At 67.2% G+C, this 14,084-nt stretch carries 14 protein-coding genes and 1 tRNA gene; 9 read left to right on the top strand and 6 right to left on the bottom strand.

Going from position 1 to position 14,084, the window contains the following annotated elements:
• Positions 1 to 129: 129 nt before the first annotated feature.
• Entirely contained in the window at positions 130 to 1,965 is a 1,836-nt protein-coding gene (locus tag ACWGCN_RS31300) for an acyl-CoA dehydrogenase (RefSeq protein ID WP_378989528.1), read from the bottom strand.
• Positions 1,966 to 2,176: 211 nt separating this feature from the next.
• Here ACWGCN_RS31300 and ACWGCN_RS31295 point away from each other — a divergent pair, with 211 nt between their 5' ends.
• On the top strand, positions 2,177 to 2,773 hold the full coding sequence (locus ACWGCN_RS31295; protein WP_452459636.1) for an alpha/beta hydrolase family protein: 597 nt from the start codon (positions 2,177 to 2,179) through the stop codon (positions 2,771 to 2,773).
• On the opposite strand, the gene ACWGCN_RS31290 is transcribed toward ACWGCN_RS31295, so the two are convergent.
• The 3 genes from ACWGCN_RS31290 to ACWGCN_RS31280 all read right to left on the bottom strand — a co-directional run bounded on the left by ACWGCN_RS31290 (position 2,774) and on the right by ACWGCN_RS31280 (position 5,496).
• Positions 2,774 to 3,445, bottom strand: coding sequence for a class I SAM-dependent methyltransferase (locus ACWGCN_RS31290; RefSeq protein ID WP_378989145.1), 672 nt, complete (start codon positions 3,443 to 3,445; stop codon positions 2,774 to 2,776).
• A 28-nt stretch (positions 3,446 to 3,473) separates the two neighbouring features.
• Positions 3,474 to 4,523, bottom strand: a complete 1,050-nt coding sequence (locus ACWGCN_RS31285; protein ID WP_378989144.1) for a DUF4185 domain-containing protein — start codon at positions 4,521 to 4,523, stop codon at positions 3,474 to 3,476.
• 223 nt (positions 4,524 to 4,746) lie between these two features.
• Positions 4,747 to 5,496, bottom strand: a complete 750-nt coding sequence (locus ACWGCN_RS31280; protein WP_387446160.1) for a crotonase/enoyl-CoA hydratase family protein — start codon at positions 5,494 to 5,496, stop codon at positions 4,747 to 4,749.
• A 114-nt stretch (positions 5,497 to 5,610) separates the two neighbouring features.
• On the opposite strand from ACWGCN_RS31280, the gene ACWGCN_RS31275 reads away from it, so the two are divergent.
• The 5 genes from ACWGCN_RS31275 (at position 5,611) to ACWGCN_RS31255 (ending at position 9,507) form a co-directional block, all read left to right on the top strand.
• The gene (locus tag ACWGCN_RS31275; protein ID WP_378989142.1) at positions 5,611 to 5,928 is read left to right on the top strand and encodes a hypothetical protein; all 318 of its coding nucleotides are present in this window, start codon (positions 5,611 to 5,613) and stop codon (positions 5,926 to 5,928) included.
• A 93-nt stretch (positions 5,929 to 6,021) separates the two neighbouring features.
• Positions 6,022 to 7,137, top strand: coding sequence for a dimethylsulfone monooxygenase SfnG (gene sfnG, locus ACWGCN_RS31270; protein WP_358067178.1), 1,116 nt, complete (start codon positions 6,022 to 6,024; stop codon positions 7,135 to 7,137).
• Positions 7,137 to 8,462 carry an acyl-CoA dehydrogenase family protein gene (locus ACWGCN_RS31265; RefSeq protein WP_452459635.1) on the top strand — a complete coding sequence of 442 codons (1,326 nt, stop codon included), beginning with the start codon at positions 7,137 to 7,139 and terminating at the stop codon, positions 8,460 to 8,462. Before sfnG ends, ACWGCN_RS31265 begins: the two co-directional genes overlap by 1 nt.
• Positions 8,463 to 8,489: 27 nt before the next feature.
• Positions 8,490 to 9,017, top strand: a complete 528-nt coding sequence (locus tag ACWGCN_RS31260) for an NADPH-dependent FMN reductase (RefSeq protein WP_378989139.1) — start codon at positions 8,490 to 8,492, stop codon at positions 9,015 to 9,017.
• Positions 9,010 to 9,507 carry a flavin reductase family protein gene (locus ACWGCN_RS31255; protein WP_194829384.1) on the top strand — a complete coding sequence of 166 codons (498 nt, stop codon included), beginning with the start codon at positions 9,010 to 9,012 and terminating at the stop codon, positions 9,505 to 9,507. The genes ACWGCN_RS31260 and ACWGCN_RS31255 overlap by 8 nt, the downstream gene beginning before the upstream one ends.
• 110 nt (positions 9,508 to 9,617) lie before the next feature.
• Here ACWGCN_RS31255 and ACWGCN_RS31250 read toward each other — a convergent pair.
• Positions 9,618 to 9,688: transfer RNA gene (locus ACWGCN_RS31250), tRNA-Gly, on the bottom strand.
• A gap of 157 nt (positions 9,689 to 9,845) precedes the next feature.
• Between ACWGCN_RS31250 and dcd the strand changes: the two genes are divergently transcribed.
• Complete coding sequence (gene dcd, locus ACWGCN_RS31245) at positions 9,846 to 10,445, top strand: dCTP deaminase (protein WP_067455312.1); 600 nt, start codon at positions 9,846 to 9,848, stop codon at positions 10,443 to 10,445.
• On the opposite strand, the gene ACWGCN_RS31240 is transcribed toward dcd, so the two are convergent.
• Complete coding sequence (locus ACWGCN_RS31240) at positions 10,364 to 10,873, bottom strand: hypothetical protein (protein WP_378635220.1); 510 nt, start codon at positions 10,871 to 10,873, stop codon at positions 10,364 to 10,366. The genes dcd and ACWGCN_RS31240 overlap by 82 nt on opposite strands.
• A gap of 202 nt (positions 10,874 to 11,075) precedes the next feature.
• Between ACWGCN_RS31240 and ACWGCN_RS31235 the strand changes: the two genes are divergently transcribed.
• Together ACWGCN_RS31235 and ACWGCN_RS31230 are read left to right on the top strand one after the other, a co-directional pair.
• Positions 11,076 to 12,335 (top strand): helix-turn-helix domain-containing protein, encoded by a 1,260-nt coding sequence (locus tag ACWGCN_RS31235; protein ID WP_378996910.1) that lies wholly within the window; start codon positions 11,076 to 11,078, stop codon positions 12,333 to 12,335.
• Between the two features lie 155 nt (positions 12,336 to 12,490).
• A complete protein-coding gene (locus tag ACWGCN_RS31230) occupies positions 12,491 to 13,735 on the top strand; it encodes a pyridoxal phosphate-dependent aminotransferase (RefSeq protein ID WP_378996913.1) in 1,245 nt (414 codons plus the stop codon).
• Positions 13,736 to 14,084 lie beyond the last annotated feature (349 nt).

The raw sequence follows: 14,084 nt of genomic DNA, 5'->3' as shown, positions 1-14,084 counted from the left end.
CCTCACGACGCTCGCGGCACTCGGTAGCGGCTCCGCTTAGAATCGCGCGACACCACCGTCCCGTGAGGGAGACAAAACGGGCCGGAGCTGAATGCTCCGGCCCGTTTTGCGTGGATCAGGTGAGAAACCTCAGAAGGCGGCCTCGTCCAGTTCCATGATGTCGTTGTCCAGGTTGGCGAGGATCGCGCGGGTGGCGGTCAGCTCGGGCAGGACGTTGCGGGCGAAGAACTGCGCCGAGGCGACCTTGCCGGTGTAGAAGGCGACGTCGGAGCCGGTGGCGCCGTTGTCGAGGGCGGCCAGCGCGATCTCGGCCTGGTTCAGCAGCATCCAGCCGATGAACAGGTCGCCGACCGACATCAGGAACCGCACCGAACCCAGGCCGACCTTGTACAGCTCGGTCGGCTGCTCCTGCGCGCCCATCAGGTGGCCGGTCAGGGTGGCGGCCATGGTCTGCACGTCCTCGAGCGCGGTGGCGAGCAGCTTGCGCTCGCCCTTGAGACGCTCGTTGGCCGAGTCGGACTCCAGGAACTTCTGGATCTGGCCCGCCACGTGGGCCAGGGCCACACCGCGGTCACGCGCGATCTTGCGGAAGAAGAAGTCCTGCGCCTGGATGGCGGTGGTGCCCTCGTAGAGGGAGTCGATCTTCGCGTCGCGGATGTACTGCTCGATCGGGTAGTCCTGCAGGAAGCCCGAGCCACCGAAGGTCTGCAGCGAATCGGTCAGGTACTGGTAGGCGCGCTCGGAGCCGACACCCTTCACGATCGGGAGCAGCAGGTCGTTCACGCGGAACGCGACGTCCTTGTCGGCACCCGAGACGACCTCGGCGATTTCCGGGTTCTGGTGCGCGGCGGTGTAGAGGTAGATCGCGCGCAGGCCCTCGGCGTATGCCTTCTGGGTGGCCAGCGAACGACGCACGTCCGGGTGGTGGGTGATGGTCACGCGGGGCGCGGCCTTGTCGGTCATCTGGGTCAGGTCGGCACCCTGGACGCGGGTCTTGGCGTACTCCAGCGCGTTCAGGTAACCGGTCGACAGGGTCGCGATGGCCTTGGTGCCCACCATCATGCGAGCGTTCTCGATGACGTCGAACATCTGCGCGATGCCGTTGTGCACCTCGCCGACCAGCCAGCCCTTGGCGGGCACGCCGTGGCCGCCGAAGGTGACCTCACAGGTGGCCGAGGCCTTGATGCCCATCTTGTGCTCGACGTTGGTGACGAAGACGCCGTTGCGGTCGCCGTAGGTCTCGGTCTCGAAGTCGAAGTGGGTCTTGGGCACGTAGAACAGCGACAGGCCCTTGGTGCCCGGTCCGGCGCCCTCGGGGCGAGCCAGCACCAGGTGCATGATGTTCTCGAACATGTCGTCGGAGTCGCCCGAGGTGATGAAGCGCTTGACACCCTCGATGTGCCAGGTGCCGTCTTCCTGCTTGATCGCCTTGGCGCGGCCGGCGCCGACGTCGGAACCGGCGTCGGGCTCGGTCAGCACCATGGTGGCGCCCCAGTTGCGGTCGGCGATCTTGGCCGCCCACTTCTTCTGCTCTTCGGTGCCGTTGTTGAAGAACACCTGCGCGAAGCCCGCGCCCGCGGCGTACATCTGGATGGGCGGGTTGGCGCCGAGCACCATCTCCGACAGGGCCCACGCGACGGCGGACGGGGCGCCGAGGCCACCGAGCTCCTCGTTCAGCGGGACCTTGGCCCACTCGCCGTCTTCGAGCGCCTTGTAGGACTTCTTGAAGGACTCGGGGATGGCGACGGTGTGGGTGTTCGGGTCGAACACGGGCGGGTTGCGGTCGGCGTCGGCGAAGGACTCGGCCAGCGGGCCCTCGGCCAGGCGGCGGACCTCGGAGAGCATTTCCTTGACGGTGTCGGTGTCCAGGTCGCCGAAGGCGCCTGCGTCGAGCACCTTGTCGATGCCGAGGACCTCGAAGAGGTTGAACTCGAGGTCGCGAACGTTTGCCTTGTAGTGGCCCATGTGAGTACTCACTCTCCATTGAGTTCTGGTGCGGTCGGTGGTGTGCCGTTCCCGCCCGTCGCCGGTTTTCCGCATGCTACTCGCGGGTAACTTATTCACCATATTACCGGTGGGTAATCGTCTCGGCAAAGGGGTGGGCAGCAATGTGATGTGAAAAACACGCGCGGCTGCGGAAACGTTGCTCGCCGCGACCCCGGGGCTACCGTGAGATGTGCGCATCGAGACGACTGTGGGACCGGCCGAGATCGAGCTCGACGAGGTGGGTGATCCGGCGTTCCTGCTGGTGATCACGCACGGAGCCGGTGGCGGTGTCGATGCGAAAGACATTCTGGCCGTGCGTGACTCGGCCGTCGAAGCGGGCGGGGCGGTAGCTCGGGTGGTGCAGCCCTATCGGGTTGCCGGGCGGCGGGCACCGGGGAACGCGGAGAAACAGGACGAGGCCTGGCTCGAGGTCGTCGCGGCTTTGAAGGCCCGGTTCCCTGGGGTACCGGTTGTTCAGGGGGGTCGCAGCAACGGGGCGCGGGTAGCGTGCCGGACGGCCGAGGAGGTCGGCGCACGGGGTGTGATCGCGCTGTCGTTCCCGCTCCATCCGCCGGGCAAGCCCGAGAAGAGCAGGCGCGATGAACTGCTGGCGCCTGGGGACATCGCGGTGGTGGTCATCAACGGGGGTAGCGACCCGTTCGGGGTTCCCGACGCCGCCGACGCCGCCGAAGTGCGCGTGATCCCCAAGCAGGCGCACTCGTTCCGCGCCGGATTCGACGTCATCGCGGCGACCGTTGCCCCCTGGTTCGCCCGCTGGGCGCAGTGATCAGACGGTGGGCTCTGGGACCGGGCGTTCCGCGATGAGCAGGGAATCTATGGCGTCAGGGCCTTCGGTGGGACGGAAGACCTCGTGGGCGACGGTGATGGTGACGTCGTCGCGGGCCAGGTCGTCGCGGAGGTCTTCGGGCGAGAACAGGATCTCCGGTTCCTGCGGGCCGCCGTAGCCGTCGGCGATGTTGCGAGCGGCGTGACCGAGGACCAGGAGCATGCCGCCGGGGGCGAGCATGGCGGACAGCTGGTGCAGCAGAGCGCGGCGCTCGTCGGCGGGGAGGTGGACGAACACCATGAGGATCAGCTCGAACGGGCCGGTGATGTCGGCGGCCTCGAGGTCGGTGATGTCGGCCGTCTGCCAGTGCACCCGGGAGCGGACCGATCGCGACAGGCGAGCCGCGACTGTCCGGCCCTTGTCGATCCCCACCTGGGAGAAGTCGACAGCTGTCACCTGCCACCCATGGGTGGCCAGCCAGAGGGCATGACGACCCTCGCCGCAGGCCAGATCGAGGGCACGGGGAAGCGGCGGCACCACCCCCGACTCGTCGGGCAGCAGAGAGATCCGGCGGTCCAGCCCGTAGACGTGTTCGACAACAGTGCTGTTCGGCGGTGCGCCCCAGACCAATTCACTCCGCGCGTACCGCGCATCCCAATCCGCCGCGTCCATGAGTCGAGTGTAGGACCGGCGAACGCCGTCAGAGGGTGGTGCGCATCAATACGACGTTGTACTGGGTGTGGATGGTGGTCATGAAGTACAGGTCGCGGCCGGTTTGGTACGGGAAGATCGACGGGGCGTACGCGGTGGGGAGTTCACGGGCGTCGATCAGGACTTCGGGAGCGCTCCACGGGCCCGCGGGAGAAGCCGCGCGGCGCATCACGATGGAGTTGAACGGATCGGTGGTGAGGGAGATGAACTGGCCGAGGTACTCGTTGTACATCACCGAGAGTTCGCCGACGCCGCCCATGATGGGGGCTGCCGCGTTCACGTCGTTGAGCTTCCACTCGTGGCCGTCCCAGTACTCGTAGGCGGCGAGGTTTTCGATCTGGGCTTCGGGAACGCGGGCGATGAAGGCCTCGTTGTTGCGGCCGGCGCGGGTGCCGTATTCGTAGACGAAGCCGCCGTCCTTCACGAAGCTGTTCATCTGGAAGTTGGCGTTGCCGCCCTCGTCGGGACGGCGGGTGTGGCCGAGATCGGCCCAGGTCTCCCCGTTGTCGGCCGACGCGGCCAGGCCGGAGAAGCTCGTAGTCCACTCACCGGGGGCGTCCCAGGTCTTCACCGACATCAGCGACATGTACTGCACGCCGTTGGCCGAGATGCCCGCGGTGGGGATGCGGCTGATCTCGAGGAACGGGATCTTGGGGCTGGGGATCAGGTCGCGCGCCTGGCCGATGACATCGCGCACGACACTGTCGAACATGACCCCGTCGGCCGGGTTCTGGTCGTGGCTGCGGACCAGGATGTTCGAACGCCACGCCCAGGTGCTGCCCGCGAGCAGGTTGGGGAAGCCGATGCCCGCGGTGTCGCCGAAGGCGGTGAGCATCTCGCCGCGCCCGTTGTCCCACATGATGCCGAGGTCGGTGCCGAGGACGTTGTAGTTCTGGGTGTTGTTGGGGCTGGCCATGCCCGTGACCTGGAACACCGCCTGGGTGCGCCCGTGCAGGACGGGCAGGCCGTTGGTCCCGTTGAGAACGGGAATCGGGTTGATGGCGTTCGGGTTCGCGACGGCGGGAGGTGCTGTGCTCATCAGCAAGGCCGTAGTACCTGCGAGTGCGGAGAGCAGGATGGATCCGGTCTTGTTCACAGGTGCTCGAGCCTCCGGGTCGGGCCGAAATCCGGGAACGTTCCGGGTTTGCCGTCACGTACCACTCTTCGACTGGTCAGCGATCGAAGCGATGCTAACAGCCGCTAACAGTGATGTGCGGTACATCCGGTGGGTAGCTGACATGAATTCGCAGGTCGATTGCTTGTCAGTCGCTACTACTCAGGGCTTTACGCAGCAGCAATGGCAGTTGGGCCATTCGCTCGGCGGCGAAGGTGGCGCGCGCACTGCGGTGCCACGAACGGTCGAACAGGTGCTTGGCGGCGGCCACGGCGTTGCGGTCGCGGGCGGTGACGCGGTCGGCGAGGGCTTGCGCGGCCTTCACCGGGTCGTCGGCGACATCGGTGATCAGGCCGATGCGCAACGCGTAATCGGCGTCGATCGGGTCGGCCGTCATGGCCAGCAGCATGGCCTGGTCGATGCCGATGAGCTGTGACAATGTGGCGGGGCCTGTCATATCGGGAATCAGGCCGTGGGCGGCTTCCATCACCGAGAATTCGGTCGTGGGGGCGGCGATCCGGAAGTCGGCGGCCAGTGCGATCTGGAGGCCGCCACCGAAGCAGCGCCCATGGACCGCGGCGATCACCGGGACGTCGAGGCGGCGCCAGGCCCAGCAGGCTTCCTGGAAGGTGTTGGTGCCGCGCAACGGCCGCGGAAGGAATTCTCTGACGATAGCCACCGGATTGCGGGTGGCGGCCGCGATATCGAGTCCGCTACTGAAACTCGGGCCGTTCCCGGTGATGATGACGGCGCGGGTTGTCTTGTGGTCGGCCACCTTTCGGGCCGCGTCGACAAGATCGCGGAGCATTTCCAAAGTAAGCCCGTTGTGTTTGCCGGGCCTGTTCAGCTCGACATAGGCGCGGTTGTTGTCGAAGCGGACGGTGATGTGGTCTCCCATATCGCTATCTTACTCGTGAGTCAGTTCGAGTGGGTGGCCACGCGGACGATGGTGCGGCATGATCCGAACCGCATCGCGCGTCGTCGGCGCGCGACGATCGAGAGGACTCACCGAATGCGGATCTGTCTGATGGCCGCGGCGCTGCTCGCGCTGCCCGTGCTGGCGGCCTGTGGCAGTAGCGACGAAGCACCGGCGGTTACTCAGGCCGAGCTGTCGAAATCGTTGCAGGACAAGGGTTTGAGCAATCCCGCGCTGGCCGACTGCGCCGCGCAGGTGTTCCTCGACTCCGGGATGTCGCAGGACGGGCTGCGGGTGATGGTGTCGAACGCGAAGTCCGACGATCCGGCCAAGCTGCTCAGTGAGGGCGACGCGGCCAAGGTGAGTGCGGCGCAGTCGAAGATCGCGGCGGACTGCGTGCGCGTGGGCAGCTGACCCGCGCCCGTATCGATCGCGCCGATTCAAACCCTCGTCGGGGTCGGCTGCCGGTGTTGCACTGGAACAGCCGACGACGAGGAGGAACTGCCCGTGACCACGGAGAGAATCGCCGACCAGGTCTCGTTCGCCTACTGGGTACCCAACGTCAGTGGCGGACTGGTGACCAGCGATATCGAGCAGCGCACCAGCTGGGACTTCGACTACAACAAGAAGCTCGCCCAGACCGCGGAGCGCAACGGTTTCGACTACGCGCTCACCCAGGTGCGCTACACCGCTTCCTACGGTGCCGAGTTCCAGCACGAGTCGACCTCGTTCAGCCTCGCGCTGCTCGCCGCCACCGAGCGGCTCAAGGTGATCGCCGCCATCCACCCCGGGCTGTGGCATCCGGCGGTACTGGCCAAGTTCGGTGCCACGGCCGACCATCTGTCCGGCGGGCGGTTCGCGATCAACGTGGTGTCGGGGTGGTTCGCCGGCGAGTTCAAGGCGCTCGGTGAGCCGTGGCTCGAACACGACGAGCGGTACCGGCGCAGCGCCGAGTTCCTCGAGGTGATCCGCAAGATCTGGACCGAGGACGCGGTGAACTTCGGCGGCGACTTCTACCGGATCCGGGACTTCACCTTGAAGCCGAAGCCGCTCAACACCCCCGAACGCCCCAATCCCGAACTCTTCCAAGGCGGTAACTCGACGGCGGCCCGGCGCAACGGCGGCCGCCATGCCGACTGGTACTTCTCCAACGGCAAGGACTTCGACGGCGTCACCGAGCAATTGGACGATCTGCGCGCGGTGGCCAGGGAAAACGATCGCGAGGTGAAGTTCGGGCTCAACGGGTTCATCATCGCCCGCGACACCGAGAAGGAAGCGCGCGACACCCTGCGCGAGATCGTCGAGAAGGCGAACAAGCCCGCGGTGCAAGGGTTCCGCGACGCGGTGCAGCAGGCAGGCGCGTCCACCGGTGACCGCAAGGGCATGTGGGCCGACTCCACCTTCGAGGACCTGGTCCAGTACAACGACGGATTCCGGACCGGGCTGATCGGCACGCCCGAACAGATCGCCGAGCGGATCGTGGCCTACCGGGCGCTCGGCGTCGACCTGATCCTGGCCGGCTTCCTGCACTTCCAGGAAGAGGTCGAGTACTTCGGCGCCAAGGTGCTGCCACTGGTGCGTGAACTGGAGGCCGCCGCGACGCCGGTCGCGGCGGGACGCTGATGACGGTGGTGACCGCCGAGCGGATCACCACGGCAGACCAGGCGGTGCGGATCGCGACCGAGTTGGCCGAGCTGTTCGCCGCCGGCGCCGCCGAGCGAGATCTCTCGCGTCGGCTGCCGCACGAAGAGCTCGATCAGCTTTCGGCCAGTGGGTTGCTCGCGATCACGGTGCCCGCCGAGTTCGGCGGGGCGGACCTGCCGCCGAGCGTGGTCGCCGAAGTGGTGCGAATCCTGGCCGCGGCCGATCCGAACATCGCGCAGGTGCCGCACAGTCACTTCGTGTATCTGAACCTGTTGCGACTGGCCGGAACTCGGGCCCTGCAACGCGACTACTTCGGCAAGGTGCTCGCGGGTGCGCGGATCGCCAATGCGCAGTCCGAGCGGAGTGGGGCGACGGTGGCCGACATTTCGACGGTGCTGCGGCTGGACGACGAGACGAGCGCGGGCGATGCCGAGTCGTCGCGGGCCGTTGTCACGGGCGGTGCCGATGCGGCGCGTATCGAGGCTCGGCGGTTCGTGGTCGAGGGGACGAAGTACTACTGCACGGGTTCTCTGTTCGCCGACGTGCTCGCCGTATTGACCAGACTCGACGACCCGCAGGGTATTTCGGGGCTGGAGCCCGGGGAGTATGTGGCATTCGTGCCCGCGCTCGAACCAGGGGTGCGGATCGTCGACGACTGGGATGCGCTGGGGCAGCGGACAACCGGCAGTGGGACGGTCGAGTTCGCTGCGGTGAGGGTCGGGCACGAGCAACTGGTTTCGCGGGCATCCGCGGTGAACGCGCCGACCGGATACGGGGCGTTCGCGCAGCTCCTGCACGCCGCGATCGACGCGGGTATCGCGCGCGGTGCGCTGGCGGCAGCGGCCGAGTTCGTGCGCACGCGCAGTAGGCCGTGGTTCGAGGCCGAGGTCGCGCACGCGGCTGACGATCCGCTGGTCGTTCAGCGGTTCGGGGAATTGGCTGTCGCTGTCGCGGCCGCGGAATCGACGTTGATCGTCGCGGGTGCGGCGGTGGACGCGGCGGTCCGGCCGAGGGCGGCGGCAGAAGCGGCGGACGCCCATCCCGATGCTTCCATCGATGGTGGCGCACACGCGTCGATCGCGGTCGCGACGGCCAAGATCCTCGCCGATCGTGCTGCGAACGAGGTGTCCGCGGCGATATTCGAAGTAGGCGGCACCCGCAGCGCCGCGGCCGGCCATCGACTCGACCACTTCTGGCGCAACGCGCGCACCCACACGCTGCACGACCCCGTTCGCTGGAAATACCAGCACATCGGGCGGGCCGTCCTGCACAACCGGCCGCCGCCGTTGCACGGCGTCATCTAGAACCACCATGCGAGACAAGGACAGCCCATGACAGTGACGGTCGTCGTCGGAAACCCGAAACCCGCCTCGCGCACCCTCGCCGCGGCGGTGCAGGTCGCGCGGGCGCTTCGCCCTGATGCCGAGCCGCAGGTGATCGACCTGGTCACCCTCGGGCCCGGCCTGCTCGGCTGGGGTGACCCGGCGGTCGCGGCCGCCGCGCGCAGCGTCGCGTCGTCCGAGCTCGTCGTGTTCGCCAGCCCGACCTTCAAGGCCACCTACACCGGACTGCTGAAACTGTTCCTCGAACAGTTCGACGGCGGCACCGGGCTGGCCGGTGTGGTGACCGTGCCGGTGATGCTCGGCGCGGGTCCGGCCCACGCGCTCGCGCCCGATCTACTGCTCAAGCCCGTGCTGGTGGAAATCGGTGGCACCGCCGCGCTGCCCGGGCTCTATCTGTCCGACCGGACTTTCGGTGAGGACGGCGTCATCGAGGAATACGCCCGGCGATGGGGACCCGTCGTCGCGGCACTGACAGACCCGGCCGTGCGGCCGGTGGAGGCAACGAATCATGCATGAGCTCTTGGACTTTCCCGCCGACGGCAACGGCTTACGCCGCGCCTTCGCCAACTTCCCCAGCGGTGTGGTGGCCGTGTGCGCAGAGATCGACGGCGTACCACACGGTTTGGCGGTGAGCACCTTCGTTCCCGTCTCCCTCGACCCGCCGCTCGTCTCGTTCTGCGTCCAGAACTCGTCGTCGACCTGGCCGAAGCTGGCCGGCGCCGGCCACCTCGGGCTCAGCCTGCTCGGCACCGATCAGCAAGCCGCGGCCAAGGCACTCGGCGCCCGCAACGGCGACCGCTTCCGGGAAACGGCGCTACATCGCGGAACCGGCGAGGCGGTGTTCATCGACGGCGCGACGGCCTGGATCGAAGGGGTGCCGGAAACGCAGGTCAGCGCAGGCGACCATCTCGTGGTGATCCTGCGCGTGAACCGGGTCGCCGCACGTGAGGACATCGACCCGCTGGTGTTCCACGGCAGCAAGTTCCGGACTCTGCACACCGGCTGAACCCGCCGCGACGACGGTGCGGGAGCGAGCCTGATCGGCGCTTGCGAGCACCTCGACCAGACCGACAGAAACAACAAAACCCCCAGGATGACCTGGGGGTTTTGTCGTTGAGCCGATGACGGGAATCGAACCCGCGCCATCTGCTTGGGAAGCAGAAGTTCTACCATTGAACTACATCGGCACTGCGCCACTGGGGGCGTTCGCGACTCTATCAGAAGTCGTGCCGTGCGATGCAAGTGTTGATCGTGCCCGTGCTGGTGGCCGGGGTGACGCGGGAACGGGTCGGGTGTCGTAGGGGTGGGGGTTCTACCTGGGCTGTAGCTGCCTACACTGGGCCGGTGCTGCTCTCCGATCGTGACATCAGGGCCGAGATCGCCGCTGGGCGTCTCGGTGTCGAACCGATGCTCGAGTCGATGGTTCAGCCGTCGAGCATCGACGTGCGCCTCGACGGGCTGTTCCGGGTGTTCGACAACAGCCGCTACACCCATATCGATCCGGCGCAGCAGCAGGACGAGCTGACCAGCCTGGTCGAGCCGAAGCCGGGTGAGCCGTTCGTGCTGCATCCGGGGGAGTTCGTGCTCGGGTCCACGCTCGAGGTGTGCTCGTTGCCCGACGATCTGGCGGGGCGGCTGGAGGGCAAGTCGAGTCTGGGGCGGCTCGGGCTGCTCACGCATTCGACGGCGGGGTTCATCGATCCGGGGTTCAGCGGGCACATCACCCTGGAGCTGTCGAATGTGGCGAATCTGCCGATCACGCTGTGGCCGGGGATGAAGATCGGGCAGCTGTGCCTGATCCGGCTGTCCAGCCCGGCCGAGCACCCGTACGGCAGCGCCAAGGCCGGGTCGAAGTATCAGGGTCAGCGGGGGCCGACGCCGTCGCGGTCGTACCTCAACTTTCCTCTCTCGCCGGATTCCCTGAGCGCGGTCGAGACCCGCTGAGGGCCCGCCGCCACGGCGATGCTCAGCACCAGCGACAGCGCGGGCAGGGTGTCGCCGCCCCCGGACGGCGGCCGCACCCAGTGACAGCCCTCGCGACTCCAGCGGCCCAGGTTGGTCGGCAGCATCACGGCGCTGCCGGTGCCGGGGATATCGATATCGAGCCCCGCGAGCTCGGCGGCCTCTTCCTCGGAGGGCCGGGCGTCGGGTACGGCGAGCACGCTCCAGCGGATCTGACGCGCCAGCACCGGACCCTCACAGCGTTGCTCGCGCAGCGCCATGAGCACCTTCTCGGCGCGTGTGGTCGGTAGATGCACCACGCACAGCCGGTCGGTGATCGGCAGCATCACAAAGCCGCCGCGCTCGCGGACGGGCAGCCGGAATTCACGCTGGTAACACCGCACCCAGTCGTCGACAGTTCTGGCTTCCACGCTTCCAGAATCGCGCACGCACGTGCGCGTGACCACTGCCCCGCACCGCCCTTTCACTGCCTCTGGCAACCGATTCCACGAACTTGTGGCGTGTCTCACTGTCACGCTCGTACTCTGGGGGGAGTTGTCCGTCGGATGAGGTGACGCCGTGGTCGGGGAGTGGACAGGGAGAGAGGCCAGAGCTCTTCGCGATGCCAAACGAATGAGCATCCGGGAGTTCGCGGCTCATCTCGGTGTGCACGAACGATTGGTGTCGAAGTGGGAGGCGGGCGGGGTGCGGGTTCGCCCGCGTCCGGTGAATCAGGCCGCGCTGGATACGTCACTGGCCCGATCCGATGATGTTGTGCGCGCACGATTCTCGACCCTGCTGGCGCCCGCGGGTGATGCCGACCTGCTCGCGTTCGTCGATGCGGGAACTGTCAAAGGTGCTGTGCCCGAGGTGTTGTCGGAGAGGGAGTTGATCATGGCGGCTGCGCACGAGGCCAGCGAACACGCGGCCGCCGCGGAGGGCACCAATGTGGGGGCCACGACGCTGGCCCAGCTCGACGCCGACGTGCGGCGCATCGCCAACGAATACGTCCACGCCGCACCGGCACCGATGATGGTGGAGATGCTGCGGGTGCGCAGGCGGGTGTATCGACTACTCGACGGGCAGCAGAAGCCGGTCGACACCAGCCACCTATACCTGCTGGCGGGGACACTGTCCGGGCTGCTGGCCAACGCGAGCACCGACCTCGGCTACCTCGACGCCGCGGGCGAACAGATCAGGGCCGCTTGGGCTTACGCGGAACTGAGCGGGCACAACGGGTTGCGCGCGTGGACGCGCGGCATGCACGCGCTGATCGAGAACTGGTCCGACCGGCCGCGCAACGCCGTCCAATTAGCGCGCAGCGGTCAGGAATTCGCCGGGCCGGGACTGGGGCGGGTGCGGCTGCTCAATATCGAGGCGAGGGTGTGGGCGCGGCTCGGCAGTGATGCCGAGACCGACCGGTGCCTGCGCGCGGCCGAGGTGGCGGCCGGTGACCGCCGCGACGAACTGCACGACGAGATCGGCGGGGTGTTCGGCTTCGGCCCGCCCAAGGCCGCCTACTACGCGGGCGCCACCTGCATCCAGCTCGGCCGCGCCGAACAGGCACTGGCCGCCACCGAACGCGCGATCACCCTCTACTCGAGCGGCCCGCCGCTGCAACGTTCCTACGGCGCCGAATCGCTGGCCCGCGTCGACAACGCGGCCGCCCACCTGATCAACGGCAGCATCGACGGCGCCGCCGACGCCCTGCGCCCGGTCCTCGACCTGCCCGAGGACAAACGCATCGCCCAGCTCGGCGAACGCCTCGTCGGCCTGCGCCGCCGCATCGCCGCCCCGACCTATCGCGACGCGGTGGAAGCGCGCGGCTTGGACGAACGCATCGAAGAATTCTGTGTGGCGACCGCGGCGCTCGGCAGCCACCCCCGACCGTAGCTGATCACGTAACGCCTGGTCACCCACGAACATGGAAAACTCGCCGGGTACGAGCCGGCTGCCCGTCAGCCGTCAACACGCGTCTCACCGGCCCAGGTCCGGCCGATAGCCGCGGGGAGGCGGAAAGAGTTTGCCCCGGATGGCAACATGGACGCGTGAGTCCTCAATCGCCGCATGTGCCCCCGCGCGTTCTCGAGCAGTCGACGAAACTGCAGAACGTGGTCTACGAGATCCGTGGGCCGGTTCACGCACAGGCAGCACGCCTGGAGGCCGAGGGCCACCGCATTCTCAAGCTCAACATCGGCAATCCCGCCCCGTTCGGGTTCGAGGCCCCCGATGTGATCATGCGCGACATCATCGCCGCGCTGCCGTATGCCCAGGGGTATTCCGAGTCCAAGGGGATCCTGTCGGCGCGGCGTGCCATCGTCACCCGGTACGAGCTGGTGCCGGGCTTCCCCGAGCTCGATGTGGACGACGTCTACCTCGGCAACGGGGTGTCCGAGCTGATCACCGTCACCATGCAGGCGCTGCTCGACAACGGCGACGAGGTGCTGATCCCGGCCCCCGATTACCCGCTGTGGACGGCCATGACCAGCCTGGCCGGCGGTACTCCGGTGCACTACCTGTGCGACGAGGAGAACGGCTGGCAGCCCGATATCGCCGATATCGAATCGAAGATCACCGACAAGACCAAGGCCCTGCTGGTGATCAACCCGAACAATCCGACGGGTGCGGTGTACTCGGCGGAGGTGTTGCAGCAGATCGTCGACCTGGCGCGCAAGCACCGGTTGCTGCTGCTGGCCGACGAGATCTACGACAAGATCCTCTACGACGACGCCAAGCACATCTCGCTGGCTTCGCTCGCTCCCGATCTGCTGTGCCTGACGTTCAACGGTCTGTCGAAGGCGTACCGGGTGGCCGGTTACCGCTCGGGCTGGCTCGCGATCACCGGGCCGAAGGACCACGCGGCCGGTTTCCTGGAGGGGATCGACCTGCTCGCGTCCTCGCGGCTGTGCCCGAACGTGCCCGCCCAGCACGCCATTCAGGTGGCGCTCGGCGGCCATCAGAGCATCGACGATCTGATCCTGCCCGGCGGGCGCTTGCTCGAGCAGCGCGATGTGGCGTGGGAGCGGCTCAACATGATCCCCGGTGTGTCGTGCGTGAAGCCGCGTGGCGCGCTGTACGCGTTCCCGCGGTTGGATCCGAACGTGCACGAGATCCACGACGACGGGAAGCTCGTGCTGGATCTGCTGTTGCAGGAGAAGATCCTGATGGTGCAGGGGACCGGCTTCAACTGGCCTGCGAACGACCATCTGCGAATCGTGACGCTGCCGTGGGCGCGGGATCTGGCCGTGGCGATCGAGCGGTTCGGTAATTTCCTGTCCAGTTACCGGCAGTAGAGTTACAGGCGATGCTCACCTGTCACGGCTTTGACCAGTGAGTTTATGGGCTCTGGGCAGGATGGTCATCCTGGTATGCCAGGAAAAACAGACTGTGAGTTCGGAATGTTGGATGTTTTGAAGATCTACTAGTGCAAAAGTCCATCTTTTGTGTACAGTAGACCTCGGCGCTTCGGCGCCCTGGCCCGGTTGTCTACCCCCCCTGGACAACCGAGAGCCTTAGGTACGCGCGCCTACCCCCCTGGGCGCCTGCCTCCGGCGGCGGAGACACCCCCCTGCTCTCCGCCGCCCACAAACCCGCCTCCCCGGGTCCAGGTCAGACCTGGACCCCGGGAGGCTTTTTTGTGCG

This window comes from Nocardia sp. NPDC055050, from assembly GCF_053608345.1.
Note: the sequence above shows the minus strand (reverse complement) of the source record. Positions and strands in the feature narration are given on the sequence as shown.

Coding starts and splice junctions, on each gene's coding strand:
- ACWGCN_RS31235 (WP_378996910.1), top strand. CDS start 11,076: ATGAGCATCCGGGAGTTCGCGGCTCATCTCGGTGTGCACGAACGATTG.
- ACWGCN_RS31275 (WP_378989142.1), top strand. CDS start 5,611: ATGCGGATCTGTCTGATGGCCGCGGCGCTGCTCGCGCTGCCCGTGCTG.
- ACWGCN_RS31285 (WP_378989144.1), bottom strand. CDS start 4,523: ATGAGCACAGCACCTCCCGCCGTCGCGAACCCGAACGCCATCAACCCG.
- ACWGCN_RS31290 (WP_378989145.1), bottom strand. CDS start 3,445: ATGGACGCGGCGGATTGGGATGCGCGGTACGCGCGGAGTGAATTGGTC.
- ACWGCN_RS31280 (WP_387446160.1), bottom strand. CDS start 5,496: ATGGGAGACCACATCACCGTCCGCTTCGACAACAACCGCGCCTATGTC.
- ACWGCN_RS31255 (WP_194829384.1), top strand. CDS start 9,010: ATGCATGAGCTCTTGGACTTTCCCGCCGACGGCAACGGCTTACGCCGC.
- ACWGCN_RS31265 (WP_452459635.1), top strand. CDS start 7,137: ATGACGGTGGTGACCGCCGAGCGGATCACCACGGCAGACCAGGCGGTG.
- ACWGCN_RS31300 (WP_378989528.1), bottom strand. CDS start 1,965: ATGGGCCACTACAAGGCAAACGTTCGCGACCTCGAGTTCAACCTCTTC.
- ACWGCN_RS31260 (WP_378989139.1), top strand. CDS start 8,490: ATGACAGTGACGGTCGTCGTCGGAAACCCGAAACCCGCCTCGCGCACC.